Below are 14,059 nucleotides of genomic sequence, written 5' to 3' on the forward strand. Positions count from 1 at the left end.
AACGATTTTTTCGCACCCAGACATGCGTGCTGCGCATATCTTGCGGCATACTAGGGTCTTTCACCGGCCGGATACTCCCATGTCACGCAAAATTCCCATGCTGCAAGCCCTGAACTGCTTCGAGGCGGCTGCGCGGCACCAGAGCTACACGCATGCGGCGCGCGAACTGTCGCTGACGCAAAGCGCCGTGTCGCGGCAGATTTCATCCTTGGAAACTTTCCTTGGCGTGCAATTGTTTCAGCGCACGCGCCATGGCGTGTTGCTGACCAGCGCCGGCGCCGCGTATGCGCGGCAGATCGCGGCCCGTCTCGACGGCCTAGAGCGCGACACGCTCGACACCATGGCGCGCCAGGGCGGCGGCGGCGCCTTGCAGCTGGCTTCGGTACCCACGTTTGCCACGCGCTGGCTGATGCCGCGGCTGTCTTCGCTGGCGCAACTGCACCCGGATATCGTCGTGCATATCGACGCGTACACAAAACCGTTCATGTTTGCCGATACGGAATACGACGGCGCCCTGTACGCGGGCACGCCCGAGCAATTGGCGCGCTGGCCCGGGACGCGCGCCACCTTGCTCATGCATGAAGAAATCGTGCCCGTCGCCAGTCCGCGCCTGCTGGCGGCGCGCAGCGCCTGGCAGCCGCAAGATTTGCTGGAACTGACCTTGCTGCAACAAAGTACGCGCCCGGGCGCCTGGCGCCAGTGGTTTGACGCCATGCAGGTCGAGGGAGAGGGGCGCGATGGAGCGCACTACGGCGCCCGTTATGAACTGTTTTCCATGCTGGCCATGGCGGCCGTGCAGGGGCAGGGCGTGGTCTTGCTGCCACGCATGCTGGTCGAGGCGGAACTGGCGCGTGGCGAATTGCGCATCGCATGCGAGCGCCCACTGCGCGGCCAGCGGGCGTATTACCTGATCACGCCTGAAACGGCGCATGAAAAGACGGCCTTGCAGCAATTGCGCGCATGGCTGCAGGGTGAAGCCGCCTAAACGACCTTGTCGGTATCGAAATGGGGATTGTCGATCAGGCCGATCTGGTTGCCGAACGGATCGAGCAATTCCACCGTGCGGATGCCGTCGCCCACGTCCGTGATCGGGTGGTGCAGACTGCCGCCCAGTGCCACGATGCGCTCGACTTCCTGCTCGATGCCATCCACGCCCCAGTACGTCACGCTGCCCTGCGTGCCTGGCTGGCCGTCAGGCAGCAAGCCCAGTTCGAAGCCGCCGATGGCGAAACCGACATAGAACGGCTGGTCGAAGTAGGGCGTGGTATTGAATACCTGGCTGTACCAGGCCTTGGCCTTGTCCAGGTCGGGGACGGGATAGGTGACGGTGCGCAAGCCCTTGATCATGTTCTGCTCCTGGTAAATGAAGAATAACGCCATCATGCCACCGGCGCGCGCGTGGCGATTGTAAAAATGGAAGGTTTCAATGGTGGCGGTGCATAAGCCACGCCTCGGGCGAGCTGCGGGCGAAATCCTGGAAGTCGTGGATCAGGTGCGACTGGTCGAAATAGCCAAATTGCAAGGCGACTTGCGCCCAGTCCGGCTGTCCCGCCAGGCTTGTCAGCCCCTGGCTGGCGGCGCGAAAACGGCAGATGCGGGCAAACAGCTTCGGACTGATGCCCACTTGCTGGCGAAATTGCAGCGCCAGGTGCTGGCGCGACACGCCCAGTTGCCGCGCCAGGCCATCCACGCGCACCTGGCCGCCTGCGCGCTCGATGGCCGCGATGGCATGTTCGGCCGCGCCGGGCTGGCGCCGTGGCGGCACGCTGCGCAGGCGCAGCAGCAGATAGTCTTGCAGAATAGAAATTCTTTGCGCATTGGACAAGGGCTCGCTCCACAGGGTGTCAGCCAGGCGCGCCGCCAGTTCGCGGCCCCACAGCTGCTGCAATCCCGTGCGGCCATCGCTGAGCTCGCACAAGGGCAGCTGGAAGAAGCGCGCCGCCGCGCCCGGCTTGAAGCGGGCCGCCACCGTCTGCACCAGGCCCTGGCTGACGACGGCGATCGGCGCCGTCATCATGCCGACGGCAAAGCTGGCATCCTGCTGGTCCTGGCACAGGATGTCGATGCAATTGTCGGGCAAGACCTGGTGCGTCAGGGGCGTGGCGCCCGTTCGCACGCGGCACGTCCAGACGCAGTCCAGCCAGGGCCGCAGGGCGGGGATGGGCGGATATTCCTGGTAGACGATCATGGCCGGACTTGAGGTAAAGAAGAATATTGTTGCATATGTATTGTTGCATACGACACAGCATAATTGTGCGCCCGTCAAAATATGCGAGACCGGGCCGCCAGCGCGCCGCGCTATCGGGCGGCGACAACCAGTATAATGCTCGGTTCATATCCACTATTGGCCGCACATCATGCAAGATAAATATAGTCCCGCCGACGTCGAACAAGCCGCCCAATCGCACTGGAAGGCGATCGACGCCTATAAAGCCGTCGAACACGACCCGCGTTTCCCAAAAGGCAAGTATTTTGCCTGCTCGATGCTGCCTTACCCTTCGGGCAAGCTGCACATGGGTCACGTGCGCAACTATACGATCAATGACGTGATGTACCGCTACCTGCGCATGAATGGCTACAACGTGCTCATGCCGATGGGCTGGGATGCCTTCGGCATGCCGGCGGAAAACGCGGCCATGGCCAACAACGTGCCGCCCGCGCAATGGACGTACTCGAACATCGCCCACATGAAGCAGCAGATGGAATCGATGGGCCTGGCCATCGACTGGTCGCGCGAAATGACCGCCTGCAAGCCCGAATACTACAAATGGAACCAGTGGATGTTCCTCAAGATGCTGGAAAAAGGCATCATCTACAAGAAGACGGGTACCGTGAACTGGGACCCGATCGACCAGACCGTGCTGGCCAACGAACAAGTGGTCGACGGCAAGGGCTGGCGTTCCGGCGCGCTGATCGAAAAGCGCGAAATCCCCATGTACTACGCGCGCATCACCGATTACGCGGAAGAGTTGCTGGCCTATGTGGATGACAAGCTGCCGGGCTGGCCCGAGCGCGTGCGCATCATGCAGACCAACTGGATCGGCAAGTCGACGGGCGTGCGCTTCGCCTTCCCGCATGACATCAAGGACGCGAACGGCGCCCTGATCGGCGACGGCAAGCTGTATGTGTTTACCACGCGTCCGGACACCGTCATGGGCGTGACCTTCTGCGCCGTGGCCGCCGAACACCCGCTGGCCATCCACGCCGCGCAAACCAATCCTGCGCTGGCCGCGTTCAATGCCGAATGCAAGCTCGGTTCCGTGATTGAAGCGGATATGGCAACGATGGAGAAGAAGGGCATGCCGACCGGCCTGTTCGTCACCCATCCGCTGACGGGCGCGCAGGTGGAAGTGTGGGTCGGCAACTACGTGCTGATCACCTACGGCGATGGCGCCGTGATGGGCGTGCCGGCGCACGACGAGCGCGATTTCGGCTTTGCCAAGAAATATGACCTGCCGATCAAGCAAGTCATCGAAGTCAAGGGCCAGGAATTTTCGACGGACGCGTGGCAGGAATCGTATGGCAGCAAGGATGGCGTCTGCGTCGCTTCCGGCAAATACGACGGCCTGCATTTCGCGTCCGCCGTCGATGCGGTGGCCGCCGACCTGGCCGAACTGGGCCTGGGCGAAAAGAAAACCACGTTCCGCCTGCGCGACTGGGGCATCTCGCGCCAGCGCTACTGGGGCACGCCGATCCCGATGATCCATTGCGCCGATTGCGGCGTGGTGCCGGTGCCGGAAAAAGACCTGCCGGTGGTGCTGCCGGAAGACTGCGTGCCGGACGGCACGGGCAACCCGCTGAACAAATACGAAGCTTTCCTCAAGTGCGACTGCCCGCAGTGCGGCAAGCCGGCGCGCCGCGAGACGGACACCATGGATACCTTCGTCGATTCGTCGTGGTACTACATGCGCTATACCTCGCCAGGCTCGAACGACGCCATGGTCGACGCGCGCAATGACTACTGGATGCCGATGGACCAGTACATTGGCGGCATCGAACATGCCGTCATGCACTTGCTGTACGCGCGCTTCTGGACCAAGATCATGCGCGACTTCGGCCTGGTCAAGTTCGACGAGCCGTTCGTCAACCTGCTGACGCAGGGCATGGTGCTCAACGAAACCTACTTCCGCAAGGACGCGGTGGGCAAGACTACCTGGTTCAACCCGGACGACGTGCGCCTGTCGCTCGATGACAAGGGCCGTCCGCAAAGCGCCGTCCTGGTGGCCGACGGCCAGCCGGTGGAAATCGGCGGCACGGAAAAAATGTCGAAGTCGAAGAACAACGGCATCGACCCGCAAGCGCAGATCGAGCAGTACGGCGCCGACACGGCCCGCCTGTTCACCATGTTCGCCTCGCCGCCGGAACAGACGCTGGAATGGTCGGGCAGCGGTGTCGAAGGCGCGAACCGCTTCCTGCGCCGCGTGTGGAACTTCGGCTACGCCCAGTCGGCCACGATCCAGGCCGCACTGGCTGGCGGCGCCGCACCTGCCACGGGCGACGCGCAGAAAAACCTGCGCCGCGAATTGCACAAGCTGCTGCAGCAAGCCGATTACGACTTGAAGCGCATCCAGTACAACACCGTGGTGTCGGCCTGCATGAAGATGCTCAACACCCTGGAATCGGCCAAGCTCGATGACAGCGCGCAGTCGAAAGCGCTGATCGCCGAAGGTTTCTCCATCTTCCTGCGCCTGCTGAACCCCGTCGCGCCGCACATCACCCACGTGCTGTGGCAGGAACTGGGCTACGCTGGCGTGCACGGCGACCTGTTGAACGTCGCCTGGCCGCAGGTCGACCCGCAAGCATTGGAACAGTCCGAGATCGAGATGATGATCCAGGTGAACGGCAAGCTGCGCGGCTCGATCACGGTGTCCAAGGATGCGGACAAGGCCAGCATCGAAGCGGCCGCGCTGGCCTGCGAAAGTGTGCAGAAGTACGTCGAGACCACGCCGAAGAAGATCATCGTCGTGCCAGGCAAGTTAATCAGCATCGTGGTGTAATCATGACGACTTCCTCTCAAGTATCGCTGTTGGGCCGCCGTGCCGTGCTGGCGCTGGGCCTGACTGTCCTGCTGTCGGCCTGCGGCTTTCACTTGCGCGGCTCGAACGGCAGTTTCATGCTGCCGTTCGCGACGATGTACATCGGCTTGCCCGACACGTCGCCGCTGGCGATCAGCCTGAAACGCTATATCCGCGCCATTGGCAGCACGGAGGTGGTGAACACCAAGGATGGCGCCGATGCCGTCCTTGAAGTGCTCAACGACCCGGAGAGGAATCGTACCAAGACCATTTTGTCGCTGAACCCTAACGGCCGTGTGCAAGAGTACCAACTCGGCTACTCGATCAATTTCCGCGTGGTGGACAAGGCCGGCAACCAGTTGCTGGTACCGACGACCATCAGCCTGGTGCGCCCGATTACCTTCGACGAATCGCAGGTACTGGCCAAGGAAACGGAAGAAGCGGCGCTGTACCGCGACATGCGCAACGACCTGGTGCAGCAGATCATGCGCCGCCTGGCAGCCATCAAGCCGGTGCTGCCGGCCATGTCGGTGGCGCCAGTGACGCCCGTGACGCCGGTCGCGCCGCAGCAGTAACGGGGACGCCATGCAATTGCGGATAGACGCGCTCGATGGGCATGTGGCCAAGCCGCTGGCGCAGCTGTATGTGATCACCAGCGACGAACACTTGCTGGCGCTGGAAGCGGCCGACAAGATCCGCCGCGCGGCGCGTGCGCAGGGGTACTCCGAGCGCGACGTGCTGACGGTGGAGCGCAGCTTCAAGTGGGGAGAATTGCTGGCCGCGAACCAGGAGCTGTCGCTGTTCGGCGACAAGAAAATGATCGAGCTGCGCATCCCCACCGGCAAGCCGGGCAAGGATGGCGGAGCGGCGCTGCAAAGCTATGCGAAAAATCTCAGTCCGGACAACCTGACCCTGATCACCTTGCCCAAGCTGGATTGGGCGACGCAAAAGGCGGCCTGGGTCGCCAGCCTGCAGCAGGCGGCCGTGTATATCGACATTCCGAATGTGGAACGGGCGCAGTTGCCTGCCTGGATATCCCAGCGCCTGGCGGCGCAGGGGCAAAGCGCCGAACGGGCCAGCATCGACTTCATCGCCGAACGGGTGGAAGGCAATTTGCTGGCGGCGCACCAGGAAATTCAGAAACTGGGCTTGCTGCATGCCGCGGGCAAGCTGACGTACGAGCAAGTGCAGGACGCGGTGCTGAACGTGGCCCGCTACGATGTCTTCAAGCTGTCCGAAGCCATGCTGGCCGGCGACCCGGCGCGCCTGGTGCGCATGCTCGAAGGCTTGAAAGGCGAGGGCGAGGCGCTGCCGCTGGTCTTGTGGGCCGTCTCCGAAGAAATCCGCACGCTGTTAAAATTGAAGGCCGGCATGGCGCAAGGGCGTCCATTGGGCGCGCTGCTGAAGGAATACCGTATCTGGGGGCCGCGCGAGCGGATGATGGAACCGGCCCTGCGGCGCATTTCGCTACCCGTGCTGGAAGCGGCGCTGCAGCAGGCGGCGCAGGTGGACAAGATGATCAAGGGCTTGCGCGCCAAGGGCTACGCGGGCGATGCCTGGGATGCCATGCTGCAGCTGGGCCTGAAGATCGCCCGAGGCTAGTTTTTTACTATATGGATACGAGCATGGACATCACAGAATATATGCAGGACGTGGGCACGCGCGCGCGCGCCGCCTCGCGCGCCATGGCGCGTGCCGACAGCGCCACGCGCAACCGTGCCTTGAGCCTGATCGCCGCCGCCATCGTGCGCGATGCCGATCTGCTGCGCGCGGCCAACCAGCGCGACCTCGATGCGGCGGCCGCCGCCGGCTTGGCGCCGGCCATGCTCGACCGCCTGACCCTGTCCGACTCTGCCATTGCCACCATGGTCGAAGGCTTGACGCAGATCGTGTCGCTGGCCGACCCGATCGGCGAAATCTCGAACATGAAATTCCGCCCGACGGGCATCCAGGTGGGGCAGATGCGCGTGCCGCTGGGCGTCATCGGCATCATCTATGAAGCCCGTCCGAACGTGACGGTGGACGCGGCCGGCCTGTGCATCAAGAGCGGCAACGCGACGATCTTGCGCGGCGGCTCGGAAGCGATACACTGCAACCGCGCGCTGGCCAAACTGGTGGCCGAGGGCTTGCAGGGAGCAGGCCTGCCGGCCGATGCCGTGCAAGTCATCGACACCACCGACCGCGCCGCCGTCGGCGCTCTCATCACCATGCCGCAGTACGTGGACGTCATCGTGCCGCGCGGCGGCAAGGGCCTGATCGCGCGCCTGATGAACGAGGCTACCGTGCCGATGATCAAGCACCTCGATGGCATCTGCCACGTCTACATCGACGCCAAGGCCGATATCAGGAAGGCGATCGATATCGGCTTCAACGCGAAGTGCCACCGTTACGGTACCTGCAACACCATGGAAACCCTGCTGGTGTCGCGCGCCATCGCCGCTACCGTGCTGCCGCAGCTGGCCGAACTGTACCTGACCAAGCAGGTGGAACTGCGCGCCGATCCGGAAAGCCATGCGATCCTGGCCGCCGCCGCTTATCCGCACCTGGTGCCCGCCACCGAGGAAGACTGGTCCACCGAATACCTGGCGGCGATCCTGTCGGTGAAAGTGGTCGACGGCATCGACGAAGCGATGGACCACATCAACCAGTATTCGTCCAAGCATACGGAATCGATCATCACGGAAGACTACAGCGATGCGCTGCGCTTCCTGCGCGAAGTCGATTCCGCCTCAGTGATGGTGAACGCGTCGACGCGTTTCGCCGACGGCTTCGAATATGGCCTGGGTGCCGAGATCGGCATCTCGAACGACAAGCTGCATGCGCGCGGCCCGGTGGGACTGGAAGGTTTGACCTCGCTCAAGTACGTGGTCTTTGGCCACGGCGAAGTACGTAAATAGTCTCTTTCGCGGGCTGCCCACAAGGCGGCCCGTGCTCTCGTTTCTCTCCACCTCCGACACTGGAAACCCCATGCTCTTTCTCTGGACCAAAGCCTTCCACATCATCTTCGTCATGTCCTGGTTTGCCGGCCTGTTTTACTTGCCGCGCATCTTCGTGAACCTGGCGATGGAGACGGAAACGGTGGCCACCGAGCGCCTGCTGCTGATGGCACGCAAGCTGTACCGTTTCATGTCGCTGCTGGCGCTGCCGGCCATGGTGCTGGGGTTGGCCTTGATGTGGATGCTGTACGGCGGGGGCGAGGGCCGCATGAAGATGCCGGGCTGGATGCACGCCAAGCTGACGTTCGTGGTGCTGCTGCTCGGCTATCACCATGCCTGCGGTTCCATCCTGCGCAAGTTTGAAAAAGGTCTCAACAAGCGCAGCCACACCTGGTTCCGCTGGTTTAATGAAGTGCCGGTGGTGATGCTGCTGGCCGTCGTCGTGCTGGTCGTGGTCAAGCCTTTCTAAGGGAGTCGAGATGAGTGCAAGTCAGAGCAAAGTCGTGCAGTATTTCTTCGCCCCCCACTCGCCATGGACCTATCTGGGTCATGCGCGCCTGATGGCCATTGCCGCGAAGACTGGTGCCCAGATCGACGTGCGCCCTTTTGACCTGGGCAAGGTCTTCAGCGTCTCGGGCGGCCTGCCGCTGGCCAAGCGCGCACCGCAGCGCCAGGCGTACCGCCTGGCAGAATTGGCGCGCTGGTCGGCCTTTTTGCAGGTGCCATTGACCTTGCAGCCCAAGTTCTTCCCCGTGTCGCCGGAAGCTTCTGCCAAGCTGATCATCGCCACGCGCCTGGCGCACGGCGTGGAAGCATCGCTGAACCTGGCGCACGCCATCATGCGCGGCTTGTGGGCTGAAGAGCGCAACATCGGCGACGAGGAAACCCTGGTGCAGATCGCGCTGGATGCCGGTTTCGATGGCCGCCAGTTGCTGAAAACGTCGGAAACGGCCAGCGTGCAGGCCGAATACGATGCCAATACGGAAGCGGCCACCGCCGCCAGCGTCTTCGGTTCGCCGTGGTACATCGTCGATGGCGAAGGGTACTGGGGCCAGGACCGCCTCGATTTTGTCGAACGGGCGCTGGAGAAGTTGTAGGTCGGATTAGCGCTGCGCGCGTAATCCGACAGGTTTTGAAATTTTTAGTTAATTGTTTTTAACGGATAAAAGGTATCCTAATTATGGCTTCATATTTTTGCCCATGCCCGCGCGGCATGGAAGCGGCGCTGGCCGAGGAACTGGGCGAGATCGCCCAGGATAGTTCGACCATGAAGGTCCACAACCAGGTACCGGGCGGCGTACACTGCTCGGGCGACCTGCTGGACTCCTATCGCATCAACCTGCATTCGCGCATCGCCTCGCGCGTGCTGATGCGCATGGCCCATTCCGGCTACAAGACGGAAAACGATATCTATGACCTGACCCTGGCGCAATCCTGGGAAGACTGGTTCGGCGTGCACCACACGATCCGCGTCGACGTCACGGCCGTCAAATCGCCGCTGCGCAGCCTGGAATTCACGACCTTGAAAATCAAGGATGCGATCTGCGACCGCTTCCGCGACCAGTTCAACGAGCGCCCATCGGTCAATACCAAGACGCCGGACATGCGCATCGTCGGCTTCCTCGACGCACACACGTTTACCGTCTACCTCGACACCTCGGGCGAAGCCTTGTTCAAGCGCGGCTGGCGCGAAGAGACGGGCGACGCGCCGCTGCGCGAAAACCTGGCCGCCGGCCTGCTGCGCGTGTCGGGCTGGAAGCCTGGCATGGTGCTGTTCGACCCGATGTGCGGTTCCGGCACCATCCTGGCCGAAGCGGCGCAGATGCTGCAGGGCATTCCGCCGGGCGCTTCGCGCCAGTTCGCGTTTGAAAACTTCCACGACTTCGATCCTGCGCCGTGGAATGCCATGAAAAACGCCATCAAGGTCAATCCGCTGCCAGCCGAACCGACCATTTTCGGCAGCGACATCTCGGGCGACATGGTCGCCATGACGCGCCACAACCTGCGCTGCGCCGGCGTGCGCTTCGACGTCCCTTTGAAACAGATCGAGGCGCAGGAAGTCAAGCCGCCAAGCGAGGTGCCGGGCATCATGCTGACCAACCCGCCGTACGGCGAGCGTATCGGCGTGCGTGGCGACAGCACCATCCCGGAAGATGAACTGTCGACTTCCTTCTATTCGGCCATGGGCACGACCCTGAAGCAGCGTTTCGCCGGCTGGACCGTGTTCCTGTTCACGGCCGACCTGGGCCTGCCCAAGCTGCTGCGTTTGAAGGAAGCGCGCAAGACGCCTTTCTTCAATGGCGCGCTGGAATGCCGTCTGTTCCGCTTTGACATGGTTGCAGGCTACAACCGCCGTGAAGAAGCCAAGCCCAAACCACAGCAGTAAGCGTTCACCGTAAGACACCCGCAGTAACCCCGCGCGCGGACTGAAATTGGTCCGCGCGCCACTTTGGACCCGCCATGTTTCCCACCCCTCCGGCCGATGTGCCGCCCGACCCGGTTACCCCTGTTCCGCCTCCCACGCCGAGCCACATGGCGCCGCTGAGCCGCGGTGCGCTGGCGATGATGCTGGCCGGGCTGTCGATGCTGGGGCCCCTGTCGATCGACACGTATCTGCCCGCGTTTGGGGCGATCCAGGGTTCGCTGCAGGCGTCGCCGCTGGAAGTGCAGCAGTCGCTGACGTTCTACATGCTGGCCTTTGCCGGCATGGTGCTGTGGCATGGCGCGATCTCGGATACCTTCGGCCGGCGCAACGTCATTCTCGTGTCCCTGCTGATGTTTGCCATCGGCTCGCTCGGCTGCGCCTCGGCGCACACGGTGCACTATCTGTGGTTCTTCCGCATCATGCAGGGCGTCTCGGCCGGCGCCGGCGTGGTGATCAGCCGCGCCATCATCCGCGACCTGTATGCCGATGCGGCGGCGGCGCGCCTGCTGTCGCTGGTGACGATGATCTTTTCCATCGCCCCGGCCGTGGCGCCGATTCTCGGCGGCTGGATCGTCATCTGGTTCGACTGGCGCTCGATCTTCCTGTTCCTCGCCTTTTACACGGTGGTGCTGCTGGCGTTCTGCTACTGGCGCCTGCCCGAAACCCTGCCTTTGGCCAAGCGCCAGCCGTTCAATCCCCGTTTCCTTGCATCGAGCTATGGCCAGATCCTGCGCTCGCCCCTGTTCCACATCAAGGCCGGCATCGTCGCCCTCAATTTCGCGGGCCTGTTCTTGTTCATCACGGCCGCGCCGGAAATGCTGCCCAGGCAGCTGGGCCTGGGGCCATCGCAATTCGGCTGGCTGTTCATTCCCTGCGTGAGCGGCATCTTCATGGGCGCCGCGGCGGCCAACCGCATCGCTGGCAAGGTCACGTTCGCGCGCCAGATCGGCATCGGCTTTGCCTTCCTGCTGTGCGCCGCCAGCGTCAATGTCGTGTATCACCTGTTCCTGCCGCCATCCTTGCCCTGGTCGGTGCTGCCCCTGTTCTTCTACACTTTCGGCATGTCGCTGGTGGGACCCGGCGCGACCCTGCTGGCGCTCGATCTGTTCCCGCATATCCGCGGCACGGTGGCCTCGTGCCAGTCGTTTGCCAGCACCATGCTCGGCGCCGTGGTGGCCGGCGTGATTTCGCCGCTGCTGTCCGGTTCCGTGCTGTGGCTGGCCTCGGGCCAACTGGCGTTTACGGGCCTGGCGCTGGCGCTGTGGCTGATATCGCGGCGCTTCCGCCACCGTTTGCTAGGTTCCTTCAAGGCATAAGTTTCCACTGTAGAACGCTAGATTTATTTCAACTTAATTTTCTATATTGCAAGTAATATCCGGCGCTTATGATAAGATGAGTTCTTTCCCGGCATCCTCTCAGGCAATAGATTTTTTGGTTACAGGAGTGGAGGATTCCTCTGAACGTGGCCGCGCTTCGCTGCTGAGCGCTCATCCTTTTCGAACCGGCAATGCCTGATACGATGCATCAATCTGATCAAGATATTCGCAATCGCCTGCTGATTGCCCGCCTGCCGGCCATGCCGCAGATCCTCCTCAAGCTGATCGCCCACCTGCAGGCCGACGATGCCGGCATGCCGGAGCTGGCCGCCCTGATCGCCAAGGATGCGGGCATGACCAGCAAGATCCTCGGCGTGGCCAACAGCTCGGCCTATCATCGCCAGAGCAAGGTCGTCAGCCTGGAGCAATCGCTCGTCTCGCTGGGCACGGACATGATCAAGACGCTGGTCATCAGCGAATCCGTCTTCCAGACCTTCAACAGCTTCCCCCATTCCGGCAGCACGGATTTGCGCGCCTTCTGGAAAAGTTCGCTGTCGGCCGCCGTCATGGCGCGCGCGCTGGCCAAGGCCATGACCTATCCGCATGTCGAGGAAGCGTATCTGGCAGGATTGCTGCACAACGTGGGCCGCCTGGCCTTGCTGGCCACGGCGCCGAAGGAATACGCCTTCAATTTCACGGCGCGCGACGATGCCGCCCTGTGCGCGGTGGAGCAGCGCACCTTGCAGATCACGCATGCCGAAGCGGGCGCCTGGCTGATCGAGCGCTGGCATCTCGATTCCTTCCTGGCCGACAGCGTGCTGTATCACCATGAACCGCTGGCGCGCCTGGAAGCGAGCCATCCCCTGATCCGCATCGTGCGCCTGGCACACCTGCTGTGCAGCCATGCCGACGATGCGGACGAGGCCGAGTCCATCACGCAGGCGGCAAGCCTGTGCGCGCTGGATGTCGAAGTACTGGAAGACCTGGCCGGCAGCGTCGCGCGCCAGGTGGAGCAGGCCGCGCAGCACCTGGGCATCGACCTGGCCGGCGCGGATGATATCGCCACGCCGCCCGCGTATGCGCCGCCGTCCGTCGATCCGGTGCAGCAGCGCCTGTCCGACGAAGTGCGCAACATGGTGCTGGTGTCCGAAGTGGGGCAGACTTTCGCCCGCCAACAGGGCGAGAGCAGCCTGCTGGAAGCCATCACGCGCTCGGCGCGCATCCTGTTCGATTTCGACACCACCATCATCCTGCTGCAAAACCCTACCGGCCATGCGCTGGTGGGCGTGGCGGCGGGCGAGCATCAGCAGCGCCTGGCGGGGTTCTCGATCCCGCTGGCCAAGGGCGGTCCGCTGGCCGCTTCGGCGCTGGAGTGCCAGTTGGCGTTCCTGAAACGCGACATGCCGGCGCTGGGGATCGTCGAGGAGCAGCTGTTCCGCATTCTCGGTACCGACAGCCTGGTCTGCGTGCCTTTGGTGGCGGGCCAGCGCAGCCTGGGCGTGCTGATTGGCGGCGTGGCGGCGTGGCAGATTCCCGCTTGCCAGAAGCGCGAGGGTTTCCTGCGCGCGTATGCCAACCAGGCCGCCACGGCGCTGGAAACGGCCATCAGCGCGCGCGGTCTGGCGCGGCGCCAGCTCGATCACGTGGCCGAGGAATACCGCGCCGCGTCGCGCCGCGTCGTGCATGAAGTGAATAACCCGCTGTCCATCATCAAGAATTACCTGAGCGTGCTCGATCACAAGCTGGAGAAGCAGGAGCCAGTCACGGGCGAGATGTCGATCCTGAACGAGGAAATCGACCGGGTCGGCCAGTTGATCAGCGGCCTGGCCGATCTGCAGCCGGTGGCGGCCAGTGGCGTCACCGATTGCGCGCGCGTGGTCGACGACGTGCTGCGCCTGTTCCGCGCCACCGATTTCCTGCCGTCGAAGATCGAAGTGGTCACGCGCATGCAGGACGCGCCATGCGAGGTGGAGGCCGATGCCGACACGCTCAAGCAAATTCTGCTCAACCTGCTGAAAAACGCCGTCGAAGCCCTGCCCGATGGCGGGCGCATCGAAGTGTCTAACCGTGGCCATGTCAACCGCGACCGCCGCCTGTACCTGGAGCTGTGCGTCAGCGACAATGGCGCCGGCCTGTCTCCCGACGTGCTGGCCAATCTGTTTTCCCCTGTGCGCAGCAGCAAGGAAGGGGCGCATCACGGCCTGGGTTTGTCCATCGTGCATGACCTGGTCACGCGCCTGCATGGCATGATCGGCTGCCGCAGCAGCAAGTCCGGCACCTCGTTTGAAATCTTACTGCCCATTCCCTTGCCGACGAGCGCTGTAGCCGCACTGCCCGCGCCGGGCAATACCGCCTTGTCTTCGTAAC

Annotated in this window: 12 protein-coding genes; 10 read left to right on the top strand and 2 right to left on the bottom strand. The window is 63.1% G+C overall.

Annotated features, from left to right (window positions below):
* Nucleotides 1-79 precede the first annotated feature (79 nt).
* Nucleotides 80-985 (top strand): LysR substrate-binding domain-containing protein, encoded by a 906-nt coding sequence (locus tag IGS58_RS00615; protein WP_070281770.1) that lies wholly within the window; start codon nucleotides 80-82, stop codon nucleotides 983-985.
* On the opposite strand, the gene IGS58_RS00620 is transcribed toward IGS58_RS00615, so the two are convergent.
* Both IGS58_RS00620 and IGS58_RS00625 read right to left on the bottom strand, forming a co-directional pair.
* Nucleotides 982-1,383: a VOC family protein gene (locus IGS58_RS00620; RefSeq protein ID WP_230520404.1), complete on the bottom strand. Its 402-nt coding sequence runs from the start codon at nucleotides 1,381-1,383 to the stop codon at nucleotides 982-984. The genes IGS58_RS00615 and IGS58_RS00620 overlap by 4 nt on opposite strands.
* A 40-nt stretch (nucleotides 1,384-1,423) precedes the next feature.
* Complete coding sequence (locus IGS58_RS00625; RefSeq protein WP_230520405.1) at nucleotides 1,424-2,188, bottom strand: AraC family transcriptional regulator; 765 nt, start codon at nucleotides 2,186-2,188, stop codon at nucleotides 1,424-1,426.
* A gap of 169 nt (nucleotides 2,189-2,357) precedes the next feature.
* Between IGS58_RS00625 and leuS the strand changes: the two genes are divergently transcribed.
* The 9 genes from leuS to IGS58_RS00670 all read left to right on the top strand — a co-directional run bounded on the left by leuS (nucleotide 2,358) and on the right by IGS58_RS00670 (nucleotide 14,058).
* On the top strand, nucleotides 2,358-4,997 hold the full coding sequence (gene leuS, locus IGS58_RS00630) for a leucine--tRNA ligase (protein ID WP_230520406.1): 2,640 nt from the start codon (nucleotides 2,358-2,360) through the stop codon (nucleotides 4,995-4,997).
* A gap of 2 nt (nucleotides 4,998-4,999) precedes the next feature.
* Nucleotides 5,000-5,590, top strand: coding sequence for an LPS-assembly lipoprotein LptE (locus tag IGS58_RS00635; protein ID WP_070254709.1), 591 nt, complete (start codon nucleotides 5,000-5,002; stop codon nucleotides 5,588-5,590).
* Nucleotides 5,591-5,600: 10 nt separating this feature from the next.
* Complete coding sequence (gene holA, locus IGS58_RS00640) at nucleotides 5,601-6,617, top strand: DNA polymerase III subunit delta (RefSeq protein WP_034778765.1); 1,017 nt, start codon at nucleotides 5,601-5,603, stop codon at nucleotides 6,615-6,617.
* Between the two features lie 23 nt (nucleotides 6,618-6,640).
* The gene (locus IGS58_RS00645) at nucleotides 6,641-7,912 is read left to right on the top strand and encodes a glutamate-5-semialdehyde dehydrogenase (RefSeq protein ID WP_070254869.1); all 1,272 of its coding nucleotides are present in this window, start codon (nucleotides 6,641-6,643) and stop codon (nucleotides 7,910-7,912) included.
* 70 nt (nucleotides 7,913-7,982) lie between these two features.
* Entirely contained in the window at nucleotides 7,983-8,420 is a 438-nt protein-coding gene (locus IGS58_RS00650) for a CopD family protein (protein ID WP_034745744.1), read from the top strand.
* Between the two features lie 10 nt (nucleotides 8,421-8,430).
* The gene (locus IGS58_RS00655) at nucleotides 8,431-9,048 is read left to right on the top strand and encodes a 2-hydroxychromene-2-carboxylate isomerase (protein ID WP_034778761.1); all 618 of its coding nucleotides are present in this window, start codon (nucleotides 8,431-8,433) and stop codon (nucleotides 9,046-9,048) included.
* A gap of 83 nt (nucleotides 9,049-9,131) precedes the next feature.
* Nucleotides 9,132-10,337, top strand: a complete 1,206-nt coding sequence (locus tag IGS58_RS00660) for a THUMP domain-containing class I SAM-dependent RNA methyltransferase (protein ID WP_371933489.1) — start codon at nucleotides 9,132-9,134, stop codon at nucleotides 10,335-10,337.
* A gap of 74 nt (nucleotides 10,338-10,411) precedes the next feature.
* Nucleotides 10,412-11,692: a multidrug effflux MFS transporter gene (locus IGS58_RS00665; RefSeq protein ID WP_205412502.1), complete on the top strand. Its 1,281-nt coding sequence runs from the start codon at nucleotides 10,412-10,414 to the stop codon at nucleotides 11,690-11,692.
* Between the two features lie 203 nt (nucleotides 11,693-11,895).
* Nucleotides 11,896-14,058 carry an HDOD domain-containing protein gene (locus IGS58_RS00670; RefSeq protein ID WP_230520407.1) on the top strand — a complete coding sequence of 721 codons (2,163 nt, stop codon included), beginning with the start codon at nucleotides 11,896-11,898 and terminating at the stop codon, nucleotides 14,056-14,058.
* Nucleotide 14,059 lies beyond the last annotated feature (1 nt).

This window comes from Janthinobacterium sp. EB271-G4-7A, assembly GCF_020858075.1.
GTDB classification, from domain to species: domain Bacteria; phylum Pseudomonadota; class Gammaproteobacteria; order Burkholderiales; family Burkholderiaceae_D; genus Janthinobacterium; species Janthinobacterium lividum.

Coding starts and splice junctions, on each gene's coding strand:
- IGS58_RS00625 (WP_230520405.1), bottom strand. CDS start 2,188: ATGATCGTCTACCAGGAATATCCGCCCATCCCCGCCCTGCGGCCCTGG.
- IGS58_RS00645 (WP_070254869.1), top strand. CDS start 6,641: ATGGACATCACAGAATATATGCAGGACGTGGGCACGCGCGCGCGCGCC.
- IGS58_RS00665 (WP_205412502.1), top strand. CDS start 10,412: ATGTTTCCCACCCCTCCGGCCGATGTGCCGCCCGACCCGGTTACCCCT.
- IGS58_RS00635 (WP_070254709.1), top strand. CDS start 5,000: ATGACGACTTCCTCTCAAGTATCGCTGTTGGGCCGCCGTGCCGTGCTG.
- IGS58_RS00655 (WP_034778761.1), top strand. CDS start 8,431: ATGAGTGCAAGTCAGAGCAAAGTCGTGCAGTATTTCTTCGCCCCCCAC.
- IGS58_RS00620 (WP_230520404.1), bottom strand. CDS start 1,383: ATGATGGCGTTATTCTTCATTTACCAGGAGCAGAACATGATCAAGGGC.
- IGS58_RS00615 (WP_070281770.1), top strand. CDS start 80: ATGTCACGCAAAATTCCCATGCTGCAAGCCCTGAACTGCTTCGAGGCG.
- IGS58_RS00660 (WP_371933489.1), top strand. CDS start 9,132: ATGGCTTCATATTTTTGCCCATGCCCGCGCGGCATGGAAGCGGCGCTG.
- IGS58_RS00650 (WP_034745744.1), top strand. CDS start 7,983: ATGCTCTTTCTCTGGACCAAAGCCTTCCACATCATCTTCGTCATGTCC.
- IGS58_RS00670 (WP_230520407.1), top strand. CDS start 11,896: ATGCATCAATCTGATCAAGATATTCGCAATCGCCTGCTGATTGCCCGC.
- holA (WP_034778765.1), top strand. CDS start 5,601: ATGCAATTGCGGATAGACGCGCTCGATGGGCATGTGGCCAAGCCGCTG.
- leuS (WP_230520406.1), top strand. CDS start 2,358: ATGCAAGATAAATATAGTCCCGCCGACGTCGAACAAGCCGCCCAATCG.